The following is a 16,190-nucleotide window of genomic DNA, read 5'->3' on the forward strand; positions in this document are numbered from 1 at the left end:
GGACGTGCGTCCTGCCGACATCGAAGTCCTCGTCGTCCCCGGCCGTCCCGCCCTGCGCGGAAACCTGCTGCTCACGGCGATCAAGAGACCGGATCTCACAGCGAACGCCACCCACAGCGCGGTGCGGCGGGTGGCCCTCGACGGCGGCGAGGCCGCGTGGACCCACGGTCCGCGCGACTCGGCCCCGGCCATCTCTCCGGACGGGCGCTGGGTCGCGTTCCTCCGCGCTGGAGAGGGCAAGGGCGCCGACGGCAGCCCGCAGCTGCACGTGATGCCGTCGGACGGAGGGGAGGCCCGCCGGCTGACTTCGCTGCACCTCGGGGCCGGGGAGCCGGTGTGGGCGCCGGATTCGCGGCGGATCGCGTTCACCGCGCGCGTGCCCGAGGCCGGCCGCTACGGCACGCCGGACGCCGACGGCGAGACGCCGGAGCCGGCCGCCGAGGCGCCGCGCCGGATCACCCGGATGGATTACCGGATCGACGACGTCGGTTTCGTGCGCGACCGCATGCAGCGGCTGTTCGTCGTCGATGCCCTCGAGCCCGGGGACCTCGAGCCGCTGACCGGCGACGGGTTCGACGCGGCCCACCCGGTCTGGACGCCGGACGGCACGCGCGTGGTCTTCACCGCCCCGCCGGACTGGGGGGCGGCCGAGAGCGACGCGCGCGACATCTGCGCGATCTCCGCCGGGGGCGGCGAACCCGAGGTCGTCGTGCGCTGCGAGGGGTACTCGGAGCGCCCGGTGTTCGGCGCCGACGGCACCCTGTTCTACTTCGGACAGTCATTCGACGAGCACCACGAGGCCGTGCCCACCGGCCTCTACGCGGCGACGCCCGAATTCGGGGCCGGCCCGGTGAAGGCCCGGCGGCTCACCGACGCCGAGACCGTGGACTGCGAAGCGGCGGCCGGGCCGCCGGCTCCGCGTGGGGACGACGTGCTCGTGGCGGTCCGCAACCGCGGCGCGGTGGAACTGCGCGCGGTCGCCGTCGACGCCGTCGAAGCCCCGCTGGCCGACCTCGCGGTGGTCCACGCGGACCAGGCCGCGGTCCGCTCGTTCGCCCTGGACGGCTCGGTGCTGGTCGCGGTGATCGCGACGCCGTCGACCGCGGGCGAGCTCGTGCTGCTGGGCGACGGCGGCCCGCGCGTGCTGACCGACTACTCGAAGCCGTTGCGGGACAAGGGCATCCGGCCGATGATCGAGCTGGAGACCACCGCCCCGGACGGCTACCCGGTGCACGGCTGGCTGGTCCTGCCCGAGGGCGAAGGCCCGCACCCGGTGTTGCGCGTGGTGCACGGCGGCCCGTTCACCCAGCAGGAGTGGGCGGTGTTCGACGAGGCACAGGTGTACGCGTCGGCGGGCTACGCGGTGGTGGTCGGCAACCCGCGCGGGTCGGCGGGCTACGGGCAGACGCACGGCCACGCGATCACGCACGGCTTCGGCACCGTCGACGTCGACGATGTCCTGGCGCTGCTCGACAAGGCACTGGAACGCCCGGACCTGGACGCCTCCCGCGTCGGCATCATGGGCGGTTCGTACGGCGGGTTCATGACGAGCTGGCTGGCCGCCCACCACGGCGACCGCTTCAAGGCGGCGTGGAGCGAGCGCGCGGTCAACGCGTGGGACTCGATGCTGGGCAGCTCCGACATCGGCTACATGTTCGTCGACGCCTACATCGGCTCCTCGCCGGAAGTGCAGCGCGACCGGTCGCCGCTCTCGTACGCGGCGCAGATCGAGATCCCGTTCGCGGTGGTGCATTCGGAGCAGGACTGGCGCTGCCCGCTGGAGCAGGCGGAGCGGATGTTCGTGGCGCTGCGCCGCGCGGGCGCGCCGGCCGAGATGCTGATCTTCCCCGGCGAAGGCCACGAGCTCAGCCGTTCGGGCCGCCCGCGGCACCGGGTCCAGCGCTTCGAGGCGGTCCTGGAGTGGTGGGCGCGGCACCTGTGACGCGCGGCTTGGTCTGCTTCGACGTCGACGGCACCCTCGTCCCGGGCACCAGCTCGTGCGCGTGGGTGGCCGCCGCGTTGGGGCACGAGGCCGAGCTCGTCGCCGCCGAAGCGGCCTACGTCGCGGGGACGATGACCAACCAGGAAGCGTCGGTCATCGACGCCCGCGGCTGGGCGGGGCACACCGAGGCGGAGATCGCGGCCCGGCTGGCGACGCTGCCGCTGGTCGACGGAATCGCCGAGACGGTGACCTGGTGCCGCGACCATGATCTGCGCCCGGTCCTGACCACGCTCGCGTGGACGCCGGTGGGCCGGCTGCTCGCCGCGCGGTTCGGGTTCGCGGCGTACTGCGGCCCGGTGCCCGAAGCCGTCGGGGGCCGCTACACCGGCCGCGTCGCCGAGCACTTCGACGAGTACGGCAAACGGGACTTCGCACTCGCCCAGGGCTTCGCGCCGGAGCGGTGTGCCGCGGTCGGGGACAGCCGGTCGGACCTGCCGCTCTTCGCCGCCGTCGGAACGAGCATCGCCTTCAACGCGACCCCGGCCGCCCGGGCGATCGCCACCCATGTCGTCGACGGGCCGGACCTGCGGGCGATCATCCCGCTGCTCGAGGCTCAGTTCAGCAGCGTGTAGTTGAGCTCTTCGCAGACCCGCCCCAGCGGGACGTCCAGGCCCGGGTGGTCCAGCGGCAGCAGCACGTCCGGCGCGATCGGGAGCGCGGCGCCCGCCGGCGGGTCCCACAGGCAGATCGCGGGATCGCCGGAGTCCATCGACGAGCGGTACCAGAGGCCGTCCAGGTCGCTGAACGCGCCGCGGATCGCCCGGGCCCACGCCTGCGTCAGCTTCTTCGGCCCGCTGGAGATCTCCTGGGAGGCGCCCACCCGCGTCGGCCAGAGGCCGGTCAGGTCGAGCAGGCGCAGGGTGCGCGTCGGGCGGACGACGACCAGCCGGGGACCGCGGGTGCGGCGGTCGACCGTCGAACTGGTCTGGAAGACCTCGGCGACCGACGTGCGCACGGTGAGGCCGAAGTAGAGGACGCCGTTCGCGGGATCGGTGACCGGCGCACCGCCGCGGCCGGGCGTCTGCTGGTCGAACCGGCCGTGCGGGAGCGGGCCGGTGTAGCGGAACGAGTTCCACTGCTGGGGGTGTCTGCCGTGCGCGGTGAAGATCCGCACGAGCCTGGTCGCGGGCTGGACCGTCACCACGTCGTCGGCGCGGTTCAGCTGCCGGACCAGGACGGATCGGGCGGGCGGCAGCGGGAGCCGGGCCATGGGTAGGGGGTGGTCCGTCCTTGTCGGTGATCTTGCTCGGGAGGGTCCAGCCTAGAGCGGAGTGCCGAGCGTGGCGATGAGGCGGGCGACGTGGTCCGGGTCACCACCGGAGAGGAGCCATTGGCGTGGCGTCGCGGCCTGGTCGTTGATGACGAGATCGGCCTGCGGGGTGCTCATGAAGGCGGCGACGACGAGCGCGGGCTGGTCCTCGGGCAGCGCCTTGAGCACGACTTCGAGGCCGGGCAGCACGCCCGAGCCGGCGAACTGCCACGCGGGGAGCCGCCACCCGCCGTCCTTCCAGCCGGTCAGCCGCCCTTCCTTCAGGCGATGCCGGATCCGGCTGTCGTCGACCCCGAGGGTCTTGGCGGCTTCGTTGACGCTGAGGGCGCCTTCGGCGAGCACGGCGTGGGCGGCGACGGTGCGCGCCCGGAAGTCGGGTTCGTCTTCGCGCCGCGGGGAGAGATCCAGGCCGACGTCGGTGAGCGCGGCGCGCTGGTCGGCCGAGAAGTAGTGCGAGGGATCCGGATTCGGTGGCGACAGTCTGCGTGCGGCGTCTTCGACGAGAGTGAGGAACTCATTCGCGTCGACCTTCAGGCCCGCCTTGGCGAGGATGTTCTCCAGCGCTACAGACATGTGGCTCAGGTTAACCCGAAACAGCGCGGATGTGCGGGTTCGTGCGCTTTCTTGCCCTGTCTGTGGGTGAATTCACCACAGATCGACACTTAGGGCACATCATCCAACACGTTGAGTAGGCAACTTCTCGACAGTTTCCCTGGAACGGCCGCGGTTGTCCAGCCCTGCTCCGGCTTGACACTGCGTGCGCGCGGACCTACGTTCCGGAAGAGTAAACGATTTCCGCTCCGTGGCCACAGGACCCGGCGTTCCGGCGCCGGTGATGGGGGACACAGGGGGTGGGGCGTGCCTGGGGGCCCGGCACGAGCCGGCCCCCAGGCACGTCGTCGGCCCCAGCTCGGCGACCCGACTCTCTGGGTACGCCAGCCGACCCTTCGGGTGCGTGGGTCGACTCTCTGGGTGAGTGGGCCGACCGTCCCGGCACGCCGGCCTGCCCTGGCGGGCGGACGCCCTGTCCTGCTCGTGTCAGCGGCGGGAGCTCTTCCGGACGATGAGCCGGGCTTCGAGCGTCGTCGTGGTTGCGTCGCGGCTGCTGTCGGAAATGCGGGCGAGCAGGAGCTGGGCCGCCACGCGGCCGACCTCGTACGCCGGCTGGGCGACCACCGTCAGGGGTGGGTCGATCAGCGTCGTCCACGGTGCGTCGTCGAACGACACGATGCCCACGTCGCTGCCCGGGCGCAGGTCGCGGGCCGCGAGGGCCTCCAGTACCCCGATCGCCATCGTGCTGTTCGCGACCAAGAGCGCGTCCGGCGGCGACGGCTCGTCGAGGAGTTCCAGCGCCGCCAGCCGGGCGCCCTCGGCGCGGTATTCCGCCCGGCGGAACAGGACGTTCTCATCGCCGACGACATCGGCGTACCCCGCCAGACGGTCTTCGGCCGTGCGGACGCCCGAGGGCCCGGTCAGGCAGCCGACGCGCCGGTAGCCGCCGTCGAGCAGGTGGCGGGTGGCTTCGGCGGCCGCGTGGCGGGTGTCGACCAGCACCTGGTCGCCCTCCGCCGCCTGCAACGGCCGGTCCACCGCCACCAGCGGCGTGCCCTGGCGGCGAAGGCCCTCGACGTTCGTCGACCGGCCGGTGGGCGACAGCACCACGCCGGCGACGCGCTCCTGCAGCGCGACCTCGATGTAGCGCCGCTCCTTGTCCTCGTTTTCGTCGGAGTTGCAGAGGACCACCGAATACCCGGACCGCTGCGCGAGGTCCTCGACGCCCCGCGCGATGGCGGTGAAGAACGGGTTCTCGACGTCGGAGATGATCAGCGCGAGCACCGCCGTCTCCTGACGGCGGAGGTTCCTGGCCAACCCGTTCGGGTGATACCCGAGCTCGGCGGCCGCCTCCTGGACCCGCGCGGCGAGGGTGGGGTCCACAGTGGACTTTCCGTTGAGCGCGCGCGACACGGTCGCCGTGGAGACGCCGGCTCTTGCCGCGACGTCGCTGATGGTGGCCACACGCCCTCCCTGATCACTCGTCGAGGGGAGAATAGCGCTCTTGGTAGTCGTTTACCGTCCGCTTACCTTTTTGGGTGAACAGCCACTTCCGGTTGACCGTAGGGGTTACGCCGAACGGAGTCGATCACGCACGGCAACGTCCACAGTGGAGAGTGCACCGAAGTGGCGGCGCGGCGTGAGGCCGGTCAGCGCCCGGCACTCGCGGCTGAGGTGAGCTTGATCGGCATACCCCGCGGCGGCGGCCAGCGCGGCCAGGGTGGGGGCGAACGGAGCCAGCGCGACGGCCCGCTGGAACCGGCTGACCCGGAGGTAGGTGGCCGGCCCGTACCCGACGGCTTGGACGAACCGCCGCCGCAGCCGCCGCTCGCTCACCGCGCCGGACAAACTCGGAGCCCCGGCCCGCTCCGCCACGAGATCCGCCGGATCGGCAACGGCGCCGGTGCCCCTCGGCGCGGCGGAAACCGGCCGGGTGAACATGGTTCGGGCCGCGTCGCCGACCCGCGCCACCCCCGCATCCAGCCGCGCGATCAACTCCGTCACCGCGAAATCCGGTGGCGCCAGGTCCGCCACCCGCTCGGCCACCGCGGAAACCGGCGACAACACCCCCTCCACCAACCGCTCCGCCACCGGCCGCCCCCACAGCTCGGCCAACGGCACCCGCCGGTCCCGCAGCTCGTCCGCCGCCACGCCCAGTACCGCCGCCGCCCGGCCCGGCACGAACCTGACCCCGGTCAACACCCCCTCCGCCTCCGAAGACCACGCCGCCGTGTCCGGCCCCGCCACGAACGCCGAGCCGTCACCCACCACCAAGTCCACGCAGCCGTCCGGGACGATCCGCTTCGGGCCCTCCGAAGCCGATCGCCACACGCATCTCGCGACGCCCCGCACCACCGCCGGCGCCGCCACCTCCTCGTACACACCCCGATCATCCCCCTCGGGTCCGACAAAAACCGGCGCCGAGGCAGCCACCCGTCCGGGTGAACATCGAACTTTCCGCGAGGAGCTGCTAACGCCCCGTCAGGTCACGGCGAGATAGAGGTCGACGCACTCGACGGAAGTGCGCGGGACGAGAGAAGACCTCTCCATGGGCGTTCCCACCGCGACCCGGCACCGGCGCGACCGCGCCGGGCGGGCTCGGTCGGCCGGCAGCTTCGTCGTCGTCCTCGGTGTGCTCGCCGCGGCCTTCGCGGTGACCGCCCACGTCGTGCCCCGGTCCGCCCGCGGACCCGCGGCCAAGGAAGAATCCGCGCCGGTCGCCCCGGCCGCGGTCCGCACCGTCAACCACAGCGTCGTCTACGAGCTGCTCGGCGCGCACGGCGCCCGCAACGTCACCTACGCCGCCGCGGGCTCGACGCTGACCCAGCAGGCCGAGGTCGCGACGCCGTGGTCCACGCAGTTCACCCGGGTCGGACCCGTCGTGCGCACCGAGTTCTACAGCATCGCCGCCCGCAACCCCGGCCCCGGCGCGTTGCGGTGCCGGATCGTCGTCGACGGCGCCGTCGTCGCCGAAAAGACCGAGACCGAGCCGGGGCGCCTCTTCAGCTGCGCCGTCTGAGCGGCAGGATCGGCGGCGTGAACGCCGCGATCACCTTCGGGCCCGCCCTGGTGGCCGTCCTCGCCCTGCTGGCCTTCGCCGGTGCGGCCGTCGTGAAAGCCGGTGGTCTCGGCGAGGGACGCGCGGTGCTGATCGCCGCCGCCCGGGCGGTCACCCAGCTCGCCGCCGTGTCGCTGGTGATCACCGCCGTCCTGCGCTCGGCGCCGCTGACCGGCCTGTTCGTGCTGGTGATGTTCGGGATCGCCGCGGTGACGTCGGCGCGGCGCGTCGGCACGCGCCGGAACCTCCCGTGGACGGCGCTGGCCATCGCCGCCGGCGTCGTGCCCGTGCTCGCCCTGGTCCTCGGCGCCGGGGTCGTCCCGCCGAAGCCGATCGCGGTCGTGCCGATCGCCGGCATCGTGATCGGCGGCGCGATGACCGCGACGTCGCAGGCCGCCCGGCGCGCCCTCGACGAGCTGAAGGCCCGGCACGGCGAGTACGAAGCCGCACTGGCCCTCGGCTTCCTGCCGCGCCCGGCCGCGCTGGAGATCTGCCGCCCGAGCGCCGGGCACGCGCTCATCCCCGCGCTCGACCAGACCCGCACGGTCGGCTTGGTGACGCTCCCCGGTGCCTACGTCGGCGTCCTGCTCGGCGGCGCGGGGCCGCTCCAGGCCGGGACGACGCAGGTGCTCGTGCTGATCGGGCTGCTGGCCGCGCAGGCCTGCTCGATCCTGGTGACCGTGCAGCTGGTCGCGGCCGGGAAGCTCAGCCGAGCGGAGTAGCCAAGTGGGCGGTGTCGTTGAAGCGCCGCACGATCCAGTTGTCGCCGTGCAGCACCAGGTGCGAGATCGACCCGTTGTCGGCGCCGAGGAAGGCGAACCGCTCGACCGCGCGGCCGGCCTGGGCGAACACCTCGCCGATCACACCGCCGTGGGTGAACACCGCGACGCGCCGGTCCGGGTGCGCGGCCGCGATGCGGGTCAGCGCGCCGCGCAGCCGGGCGCCGAACCGCTCGTCGGACTCCGCGCCCGGGATCACGTCCCAGCGCTGCTCGGTCCACAGCCGGTCGACGATCGGGTGACCGTCGGTGGTGTACTTCCGGAACAGGCCGTTCTCCCAGTCTCCCAGGTGGATCTCGCGCAGGTCCGGCTCGACGACCGGCGTGAGCCCCAGCTTCTCCGCCAGCGGCGCGGCCGTCTGCACCGTGCGGCGCAGCGTCGTCACGTAGATCGCGTCGATCCGCTCCCCGGCGAGCCGGACGCCGACGCGCTGGGCGTGGTCGCGGCCTTCCGGGGCGAGGTCCGGGTCGGCCTGGCCGTCGACGAGGTCGAAGGGGGCGTCGCCGCGCGCCGGAGCGGACTCGCCGTGCCGGACCAGGAAGATCTCCGTCGAGCCCGGGGGTGGGCTGAAGCGGTGCTGGCGGTACTCGATCTCCTGCTCCGGGGTGCTCATGCTTCGACGGTACAGCGGCGCGAAGCGCCTCCGTTGAGGGTGGTGGCGGGGAGGAAGGTGGAGATCAGCCCAGCTGCTTGTCCACGAAGCACCATCGCCACGTCTCGCCCGGCTCGAAGCTGCGCATGACCGGATGGCGGGATTCGTGGAAGTGCTGGGTCGCGTGGCGGCGCGGCGAGGAGTCGCAGCAGGCGACGTTGCCGCACTTCAGGCACATCCGCAGGTGCACCCACGTGGTGCCCTCGGCGACGCAGGCGGCGCAGCTGTCGGCCGAGCTGGGGTCCTTGTCCACCCACTCGTGGGCCAGGTGCTTGCACGAGCCCGCCGTCGCGGCCGGGGTGCGCAGCTCGCGGCCCTCGGTGTCGGGCTCGGCCTCGTCGCGGTCGAGCATGGACTCCTCGATGTCGAGCCGCTCCAGGACCTTGCGCAGGACGTCGTCGTCGGCGCTGCCGCTGTCGCGGGCCTTGAGGAACTGGTCGCGCTCGACCTCCAGGAGCTCCAGCCGCAGCCGCCGGTAGGCGTCGCTCGGCGTCTCGGCCAGCGCGCTCTGCCGGCCGAGCTGCTCCCACGCCGAGTCGGCGCGGTGCTGCAGGCGGTCGCGCAGGCGCTGGATGATCTCCGGCGGGTCGTCGGGCTGCCGGATCTCCTCCAGCTTGGCCAGCGCCGCCCGGGTCATGTCGTGGAGCACGGCCGCCTCCTGCAGCGCGTCCTCGGCGGGGTCCGGCCGGGGCAGGCGCAGCTTCCGGATCAGCGGGGGCAGCGTCATGCCCTGCACGGCCAGGGTGCCGGCCACGACGACGAACGCGGCGAGCACCAGCACGGCCCGCTGCGGGGTGTCGGCGGGCAGCACGAACGCGGCCGCGAGCGTCACCACCCCGCGCATGCCGGCCCACGCGATGACCGCGGAGTAGCGCCACGGCCAGACCTTCGGCTGGTTCTTCTTCGGCAGCAGCCGCCGCTTCACCCGCTTCACGATGCCGATCCCGGCCATCCACGCCACCCGGGTGAGGATGGTCGCGGCGAGCACGGCGACGCAGATCCAGGTGAGCATGGCCAGCGACAGCCCGCTCTCGCCGACCTCGGCGAGGATCCGCCGCAGCTGCAGGCCGATCAGCAGGAAGACCATGTTCTCCAGCAGGAACTGGATGGTCTGCCAGTTCAGCCGGGACGCCAGCCGCGTCGAACCGGACAGGATCTGCGGTGCCTTGTGCCCGAGGATGAGCCCGGCGATGACGACCGCGAGCACGCCGGAGCCGTGGATCGCTTCGGCCGGGATGTAGGCGATGAACGGCACGGCGAACGACAGCGCGGTGTCGAGCACCGGCTCGTTCAGCCGGGCCCGGATGAACGCGGCCACGAACCCCACGACCAGACCGACCACGGCCCCGCCGATGGCCGCGCGGAAGAAGTCCGCGCCGACCTGCCAGAGGCTGACCGAGCCGGCCAGCGCGGCGATGGCCGTGCGGAGGGCGACCAGCGCGGCGGCGTCGTTGAACAGGCTTTCGCCTTCGAGCAGCCGGATGAGTTTGCGGGGCATCCCGACCCGCCGGGCGACGACACTGGCGGCGACCGCGTCCGGCGGCGCGACGACGGCGCCGAGCGCGATGCCGCCGGCCAGCGGGAGCCCGGGGATCACCGCCCAGGCGACCACGCCGACGCCGAGCGCGGTGAACACGACGAGCCCGACCGACATCAGCCCGATCGCCCCGCGGTTCTTCCGGAAGTCGACCAGCGACGTCTGGATGGCCGCCGAGTACAGCAGCGGCGGCAGCAGGCCGAGCAGCACGACTTCGGGGTCGAGGTGGACCTCGGGCACGCCGGGGACGTACGAGCCGGCGACGCCGACGACGATCAGGCACAGCGGGGCCGACCAGTCCAGCCGCCGCGCCACCGCGCTGACGACGAGGACGGTCACGACCAGCGCCACTATCTCTGCCGCTATGTGCACGGGGTAATCATTACCCGCCCGCCGCGGCGGGTGTCACCTGGCCGGGCCGGACGACACGCGTACTCCGGTGGACGACACGGCCTGCGCTGTGCCGGACGCCGTGTCGTCCATAGGCTGGCGGCGTGACGACGGTGGAGATCACGGCAGGCGCCCTGCGCGGGTCCGAACGGGACGGGGTCCGGACGTTCCTCGGCGTGCCGTACGCCGAACCGCCGGTGGGGGAGCTGCGGTTCCGGGCACCCCGGCCCGCGTCGCCCTGGGCCGGCGAACGCGACGCGACGAAGTGGGCGCCCCGGGCGCCGCAGCCCGAACTGACCGGGCGGGGCTTCACCGGCGACGAGGACTGTCTGTACCTGAACGTCTACGCGCCCGCCGCGCCCGGCTCGTACCCGGTGCTGGTGTGGATCCACGGCGGGGGCGGTGTGATGGGCGCGCCGCACCAGTTCGACGCGTCCGCGTACGCGCGGCGAGGGGTCGTCGTCGTGACGATCGCCTACCGGCTCGGCGTGCTCGGGATGCTGCACCTGCCCGGTGTCGCCGACTCCAACTTGTCCCTGCGCGACCAGGTCGCGGCGCTGGAGTGGGTGCGGGACGACATCGGCGCCTTCGGGGGCGACCCCGGCCGCGTCACCCTCGCCGGGCAGTCCAACGGCGGCCGCACGGTGGGGACGCTGCTGGCCGTGCCCGCCACCCGTGGCCTGGTCCACCAGGCGATCGTGCAGAGCGGCACCGGCGTCGGCTCGGTCGTGCACACCCCGGCCGAGGGTGCGGCCGTGGCCGAAGCGGTCCTCGCGGAGCTGGACGCGTCGCCGGATGACCTGGCACGGCTGCCGGTGACGCGGATCCTCGAGGCGCAGCAACGCGTTTCGGCGGGTTCGGGCACCAAGGTGACCTACCGGGTGGTCGTCGGCGACGAGCTGCTGCCCCGGCGGCCTCTGGACGGCGTCCGCGAAGTCCCGCTGCTCATCGGGACGACGGCCGACGAGGAAGACCTGTTCAGCTGGCTGCAATCGGGTGGCGCGAAGCTGCTGGGCGTCGGCTCCACGATGCTGACCCCCGAGAAGGTCGAGAAGGCCGTCGCGGCGTATGACGACCTGTTCGGCCGGCCGGAGGACCAGCTCCGCAACCGCGTGCTGACGGCGGGGGACTGGTGGATCCCGGCGATCCGGTTCGCCGAGCGGCAGCCGGACGCCTGGATGTACCGCCTGGACTGGCGGATCGCCCCGCGCGGCCGTGGCCTGGGCGCGGTGCACGGGCTCGACCTGCCGCTGATGTTCGACGACATCCGGAACAAGAACTGGCGGTTCCTCTTCGCCGGGCGGACGTTCCCGGCCGAGCGGATGCAGGCGGTGGCGACGGAGATGTTCGACGCGTGGGTCCGCTTCGTCGCGACCGGCGACCCGGGCTGGCCGCGCTACACGACCGCGGACCGGGTCACCCGCCTCTTCGACGACGTGAGCACCACGGTGTCGGACCCGGACCGCGAGCAGCGCCTCCTCTGGGACTGAGCCGGGGCGGCCGTCAGACCGCCCCGGCTCGGACCTACACGGTGATCTTGTCGAGGTTCGGGCCGCCGTTGGCGGTCGTCGCGGTCGTCTTGATCTTGTTCGTCCCGGCGGTCAGGGTGACCGGGACCGTGACGGTCTGCCACGTGTCCCAGTTGCCCGTGCCGCCGAACGCCACGGCCGCCGCCACTTTCGTGCCGTTGACCGTGATGTCCATCGGCCGGTTCGTCGTGGTGCCGTTGGCGAACCGCAGGACCACGTTCGCCGGCCCCGCCGCGGCCGCGTCGACGCTGAACTCCACCGCGCTGCCGACCGCGTTGTCGTAGTTGACGAACCCGCTGCCGGTGAAGCCGGTGTGGTTCGACTCCACGACCCCGTTGGTGATCGACGCGTCCTCGGCCTGGTGGTCGGCCGGGGTGCCCGGGTCGACCGAGCCGTCCGCCGGGATCGTCTTCGTCCCGGTGTTCCAGCCCGCGACCCGCACCGAGGGCGCGGCTCCGCGGAGGTCCGCGGTCCGGTACGTCGCCGTCAGCGTCGTCGACTCGCCCGGCCAGAGGCTGACCTGGTTGTCGGTCCACCGCACCGGGAGCACCGGTGCGCCCGCCGCGCCGACCACGTGCGCGTCGACGAAGAACGCCGGGATCTTGCCGGTCGAGGTGTTCTTCAGCGTCACCTTGGTCGTCGTGGTGCCGTCGCCGTTCGTCGTCGAGGTCGCCGACGACCCGAGCGTCACCTGGGCCAGGCCGGTCAGCCCGGACAGGTCCGCGTACGCCGACTGCGGGGTGTAGTACCAGTCGCTGTTGCCCCAGTCGAGGGTGTCGGCCTTGGTGGACAGCCAGTACACGTTCCGGCTGACCTCCTTGCCCGACGCGTCCGTGAGCACCAGCTTCGCCAGGTACGTCGTCGACAGCCCGCTCACCGAACCGATGGTCAGCGCCGTCGTCTTGGCGCCGTCACCGCCCACGGACACGGCCTTGGACTGGTCGAACTTCGCTGTGCCGTCCAGGTTGAACAGCTGCACGCGAGCGGTCAGACCGGACACCGCGTCGTGATCGTGGTTGACCACGACGACCGACTTGGTGTCGTAGGAGTACTGGATGTGCAGCGGCTCGTTCGCCTTCTTGGCCCCGAAGTACGAGCCGTTCTGGTCGAGGTAGGCGTCGAACAGCTGCCAGTGCAGCGACGTCCAGCCGCTGTTGAGCATCCAGTAGATGATCCCGGTGGCCGGGTTCGAGCCGTCGCTGAAGTTGCGCGAGTGCGACTCGAACTCGGCGCGGACGTTCTCGTACTGCGCCAGCTGCGCCTTGCGGACGAAGTCGTCTAGGCTCGACGGCTTGCCGTACCGGCTGGTCAGCGCGTTGCCGAAGAGCATCAGGTTGGCGAACGTCGAGGACGAGGACCGGTGGTACTGCGCGGTTTGCGGGCTCTTCCACATCGTGTCGAGCTCACTGGACGACATCATCCGCTTGAGCGTGTCCATCGTCGGGATGTCCGGCCCGGCGCTGGTCTCGGAGTTGAAGCTCCACGCGCCGCCGAGGTCGTTGTGCGCCTTGTCGTACCAGTAGTTCGGCGGGACGTAGTCGTACGGGCCGTTCATCTTCATCCCGGACGACCCCAGCTGCGGCGACGACTTCGCCGACGCGGCCGGGACCACCGGCGTCGCCCAGTCCGCGGCGGACAGCGCGTCGAGGTAGTTCTTCTCGATCGTCGCGTCGGGGGCGAAGTCGCTGCCGATGAGGAAGGAGATCACGCTCGGGTGGTCGCGCAGCCGCTCGGCCTCCGCGGTCATCGACGCCTTGGCGACCGGGTAGTCCGCGGCGGTCCAGGGATCACCCTTCTCGTCGCCGTTGACCTGGCCCTCCCACTTGTCACAGCACTCCCAGCCGGGCAGCGTCAGCACGCCCATCCGGTCGGCGAGGTCGAAGAACTCGTCCGGCTCGATGTGCCCCTCCAGGCGCACGGTGTTGAGCCCGAGGTCCTTGACGTAGGCGAGCTTGTCGGCCGCGTACTGGGCGTTCCAGCGCAGGAACAGGTCCGGCGAGTAGCCGCCGCCCTTGATCAGCAGCGGGCGCCCGTTGATCGTGTAGGACCGGCCGCCGCTGGCGTTCTTGTTCGCCGTCACCGTGCGCACGCCGAAGCTGGAGTGCGAGGAGTCCGACGCCGTGCCGCCGACGCTCGCGGTCAGGTCGAGGTCGTAGAGCGGCTGGCCGCCCATCCCGGCCGGCCACCAGACCTGCGGGTTGTCGATCCCGATCACCGGGAACGTGACCGTTTTCTTCTCCTTGGCCGCCAGCGAAACCGATTGGCTGATGGCCTTGCCCGCCACCGTGCCGGACACCGTCGCCGAGACGGCCGCCGCGGAGTCGTTGCGGACGTCGGCCTTCACCGTCAGATCGGCGTGGCTCGTCCCCGTCAGCTTCGTGACGACGTGGCCGCCGCGCAGCGCCACCGGGCCGCTGCGCCGGACCAGCACGTCCCGCACGATGCCCATGTTCTGGTCCGGCGGGGTCTGCGCCCAGTCGATCCAGCCCATCGACAGGTCCTTGTTCGGGTCGTTCGGGTAGACCTTGAACGCGACGCTGTTCGTGCCCGCCTTCACCAGGGACGTGATGTCCAGGTCGTGGCGGGTGTAGGCGCCGGTGACCTGCGTCTTGTCGGCCACGCGCGTGCCGTTGACCCAGACGTCGGCCTTCGACAGCACGCCGCTGAAGTCGAGGTAGGTGCGCTGGGTGGTGTCGGCGATGGTCAGGTCGGTGCGGTACCACCAGGGGACCTGGAAGTCCGCGGTGGGCACGTTCTTCATGTTCGTCGAGTAGAACGGGTCGGCGTACTTGCCGTTGGCGAGCAGGCCGGCGTAGACGGTCGAGCGCGGGCCGACCGGGTACCAGCCGGAGGTGTTGTAGCCGGGCTTGGACACCGCGGAGTCGTCGCCGACCTGTGCGGACGTCTGGATGAGGAAGCCGGGGACCGCGGTCGCCGGTGCCGCGGCCGCGACGACCGCCTCGACCGGTTCCTGCCCGGTCGCGGCCGGGACGGTCGCCCCGGTCGCCGCGACGGCCAGCACGGCCGCCGCGAGGAGAGTCCGGGTTCTTCTCTGCCGATAGCTCACTAGCGCGCCTCCTAGGCACCACGGCGGCGGGGGACAGCGGACCATCGTTAGGGAACTTTCCTAACAATTGTGACGATCGTAGCGGCCCGGTCACGTCGGGAACAGGGCCGTTTCGTCAGACCCGGGCGGCCTGCCACGCCGCGGCGGCGCGCAGGGCCAGCAGGAGCGGCAGGGAACCGTCTTCCCAGAGCCGCTGAGGAAGTGCTTCGCTGAGCGGGACACCGCCGGCCAGCGCGGCGCCGACGGCGGGGAGATCGACGTCGAACAGGGTCAGGCCGGCGCTGTAGAGCCGTTCGCCGCTGACCGGGCGGCGCCGGGCGACCTCGGCGCTGTCGACCGACAGGGCGGTCAGCCCGAAGAACTCCGGCTTGGCGCCGCGCTCCATCCAGCGCGCGAAGCCGACCACCTTCGTCTCGCGGACGTCTTCGGGGGTGAGGCCGCTCTCCTCGCACAGTTCGCGTTCCATCCCGGCGCGGACCGCGGTGTGCAGGAACCGGCGCGGGCCGCCGTCGGGCGTGCGCAGGTCACGGGGTTCGAGCGAGCCGCTGCCCGAGGGCGCGAGCAGCAGTCCGCTGACCGAGTTGAGCGGCGACTGCCGCACGGTGACCAGCTTGCCGTCGGTGGTGAACGCGACCGTCGAGACGCCGACGAGGTCGGCCAAGGTGCTGCTGCCCAGCTCCCGGAGGGCGCCGGCGGAGTCGGTGAGCTCGGCCTTGCGCAGGTCGTACTCTTCACCGGTTTCGGTGCGGGTGATGCGGAGCGCGGCGAGTTCGTTCGAGCAGACGGCGTCGAAGAACCGCGCCCGGTGCAGCCGGATCGGCGCGGGCCGCGCACCGGCGGCGGGCAGCGGATCGCCGCGCATGCCGACGATCGGGCCGTTGAACAGCAGCCGCCCGCGCGCCCGCAGCGGCAGCACGTGCGGTGCGGTGGCCTTGAGCGACGGCGGCAGCCGGTAACGCTCCTCGGCGACGTCGATGGTGTGCCGTTCCTGCCACAGGTCCCGGTCGATGGCGGCGCTGACCAGCGCCGTCCCGCGGGCGGGCACGGCGAGGTAGGCCGCCTCCGGGTAGGCGGGCGGCGGCGGCAGTTCCGCGGTGGGGAAGGGGGCGGCGATGGTGGTGAACTCGAACCCGGCCCACCGGCGGCGCAGCAGCCGCAGGTCCCGGGTGAAGGTGGCGACGCCCAGCGCGAGCGCGACGACGGAGAGCACGACGCCGACGGCGCTCGGGAGGATGGTGACGACGCCGAGCGCAACGCCCGCCCCGGACGCGGCGAGCGGCCACTCCCGGGCGCCGATGAAGCCGAGGTAGTCCGCCTTGGCCCGGGCGCGGCGCGTCAGTTTTCCCATCGCCGC

13 protein-coding genes are annotated in these 16,190 nt (G+C 72.4%); 5 read left to right on the forward strand and 8 right to left on the reverse strand.

Annotated features, from left to right (window positions below; genetic code table 11):
* The first annotated feature begins 4 nt into the window (after window positions 1-4).
* On the forward strand, window positions 5-1,942 hold the full coding sequence (locus ACWED2_RS17640; RefSeq protein ID WP_449691535.1) for a S9 family peptidase: 1,938 nt from the start codon (window positions 5-7) through the stop codon (window positions 1,940-1,942).
* A complete protein-coding gene (locus ACWED2_RS17645; RefSeq protein WP_449691536.1) occupies window positions 1,939-2,574 on the forward strand; it encodes an HAD family hydrolase in 636 nt (211 codons plus the stop codon). Before ACWED2_RS17640 ends, ACWED2_RS17645 begins: the two co-directional genes overlap by 4 nt.
* On the opposite strand, the gene ACWED2_RS17650 is transcribed toward ACWED2_RS17645, so the two are convergent.
* From ACWED2_RS17650 to ACWED2_RS17665, 4 genes are all read right to left on the reverse strand, one after another.
* Window positions 2,556-3,212, reverse strand: coding sequence for an RES family NAD+ phosphorylase (locus tag ACWED2_RS17650; RefSeq protein ID WP_091315215.1), 657 nt, complete (start codon window positions 3,210-3,212; stop codon window positions 2,556-2,558). The genes ACWED2_RS17645 and ACWED2_RS17650 overlap by 19 nt on opposite strands.
* A gap of 51 nt (window positions 3,213-3,263) precedes the next feature.
* A complete protein-coding gene (locus ACWED2_RS17655) occupies window positions 3,264-3,845 on the reverse strand; it encodes a DNA-binding protein (protein ID WP_449691537.1) in 582 nt (193 codons plus the stop codon).
* Between the two features lie 465 nt (window positions 3,846-4,310).
* A complete protein-coding gene (locus ACWED2_RS17660; RefSeq protein WP_449691538.1) occupies window positions 4,311-5,288 on the reverse strand; it encodes a LacI family DNA-binding transcriptional regulator in 978 nt (325 codons plus the stop codon).
* 105 nt (window positions 5,289-5,393) lie between these two features.
* On the reverse strand, window positions 5,394-6,206 hold the full coding sequence (locus ACWED2_RS17665) for a helix-turn-helix domain-containing protein (protein ID WP_449691539.1): 813 nt from the start codon (window positions 6,204-6,206) through the stop codon (window positions 5,394-5,396).
* A gap of 166 nt (window positions 6,207-6,372) precedes the next feature.
* On the opposite strand from ACWED2_RS17665, the gene ACWED2_RS17670 reads away from it, so the two are divergent.
* The gene (locus ACWED2_RS17670) at window positions 6,373-6,843 is read left to right on the forward strand and encodes an MmpS family transport accessory protein (protein ID WP_449691540.1); all 471 of its coding nucleotides are present in this window, start codon (window positions 6,373-6,375) and stop codon (window positions 6,841-6,843) included.
* 17 nt (window positions 6,844-6,860) lie between these two features.
* Complete coding sequence (locus ACWED2_RS17675; RefSeq protein ID WP_449691541.1) at window positions 6,861-7,604, forward strand: ABC transporter permease; 744 nt, start codon at window positions 6,861-6,863, stop codon at window positions 7,602-7,604.
* On the opposite strand, the gene ACWED2_RS17680 is transcribed toward ACWED2_RS17675, so the two are convergent.
* Both ACWED2_RS17680 and ACWED2_RS17685 read right to left on the reverse strand, forming a co-directional pair.
* Window positions 7,588-8,274, reverse strand: a complete 687-nt coding sequence (locus ACWED2_RS17680) for a histidine phosphatase family protein (protein WP_449691542.1) — start codon at window positions 8,272-8,274, stop codon at window positions 7,588-7,590. The genes ACWED2_RS17675 and ACWED2_RS17680 overlap by 17 nt on opposite strands.
* A gap of 64 nt (window positions 8,275-8,338) precedes the next feature.
* Window positions 8,339-10,222, reverse strand: coding sequence for a Na+/H+ antiporter (locus tag ACWED2_RS17685; RefSeq protein ID WP_449691543.1), 1,884 nt, complete (start codon window positions 10,220-10,222; stop codon window positions 8,339-8,341).
* Between the two features lie 122 nt (window positions 10,223-10,344).
* Between ACWED2_RS17685 and ACWED2_RS17690 the strand changes: the two genes are divergently transcribed.
* The gene (locus ACWED2_RS17690; RefSeq protein ID WP_449691544.1) at window positions 10,345-11,730 is read left to right on the forward strand and encodes a carboxylesterase/lipase family protein; all 1,386 of its coding nucleotides are present in this window, start codon (window positions 10,345-10,347) and stop codon (window positions 11,728-11,730) included.
* Window positions 11,731-11,764: 34 nt separating this feature from the next.
* On the opposite strand, the gene ACWED2_RS17695 is transcribed toward ACWED2_RS17690, so the two are convergent.
* Window positions 11,765-14,836: a glycosyl hydrolase 2 galactose-binding domain-containing protein gene (locus ACWED2_RS17695; RefSeq protein ID WP_449691545.1), complete on the reverse strand. Its 3,072-nt coding sequence runs from the start codon at window positions 14,834-14,836 to the stop codon at window positions 11,765-11,767.
* A gap of 115 nt (window positions 14,837-14,951) precedes the next feature.
* Complete coding sequence (locus ACWED2_RS17700; RefSeq protein ID WP_449691546.1) at window positions 14,952-16,184, reverse strand: hypothetical protein; 1,233 nt, start codon at window positions 16,182-16,184, stop codon at window positions 14,952-14,954.
* Window positions 16,185-16,190 lie beyond the last annotated feature (6 nt).

This window comes from Amycolatopsis sp. NPDC005003 (assembly GCF_053600695.1).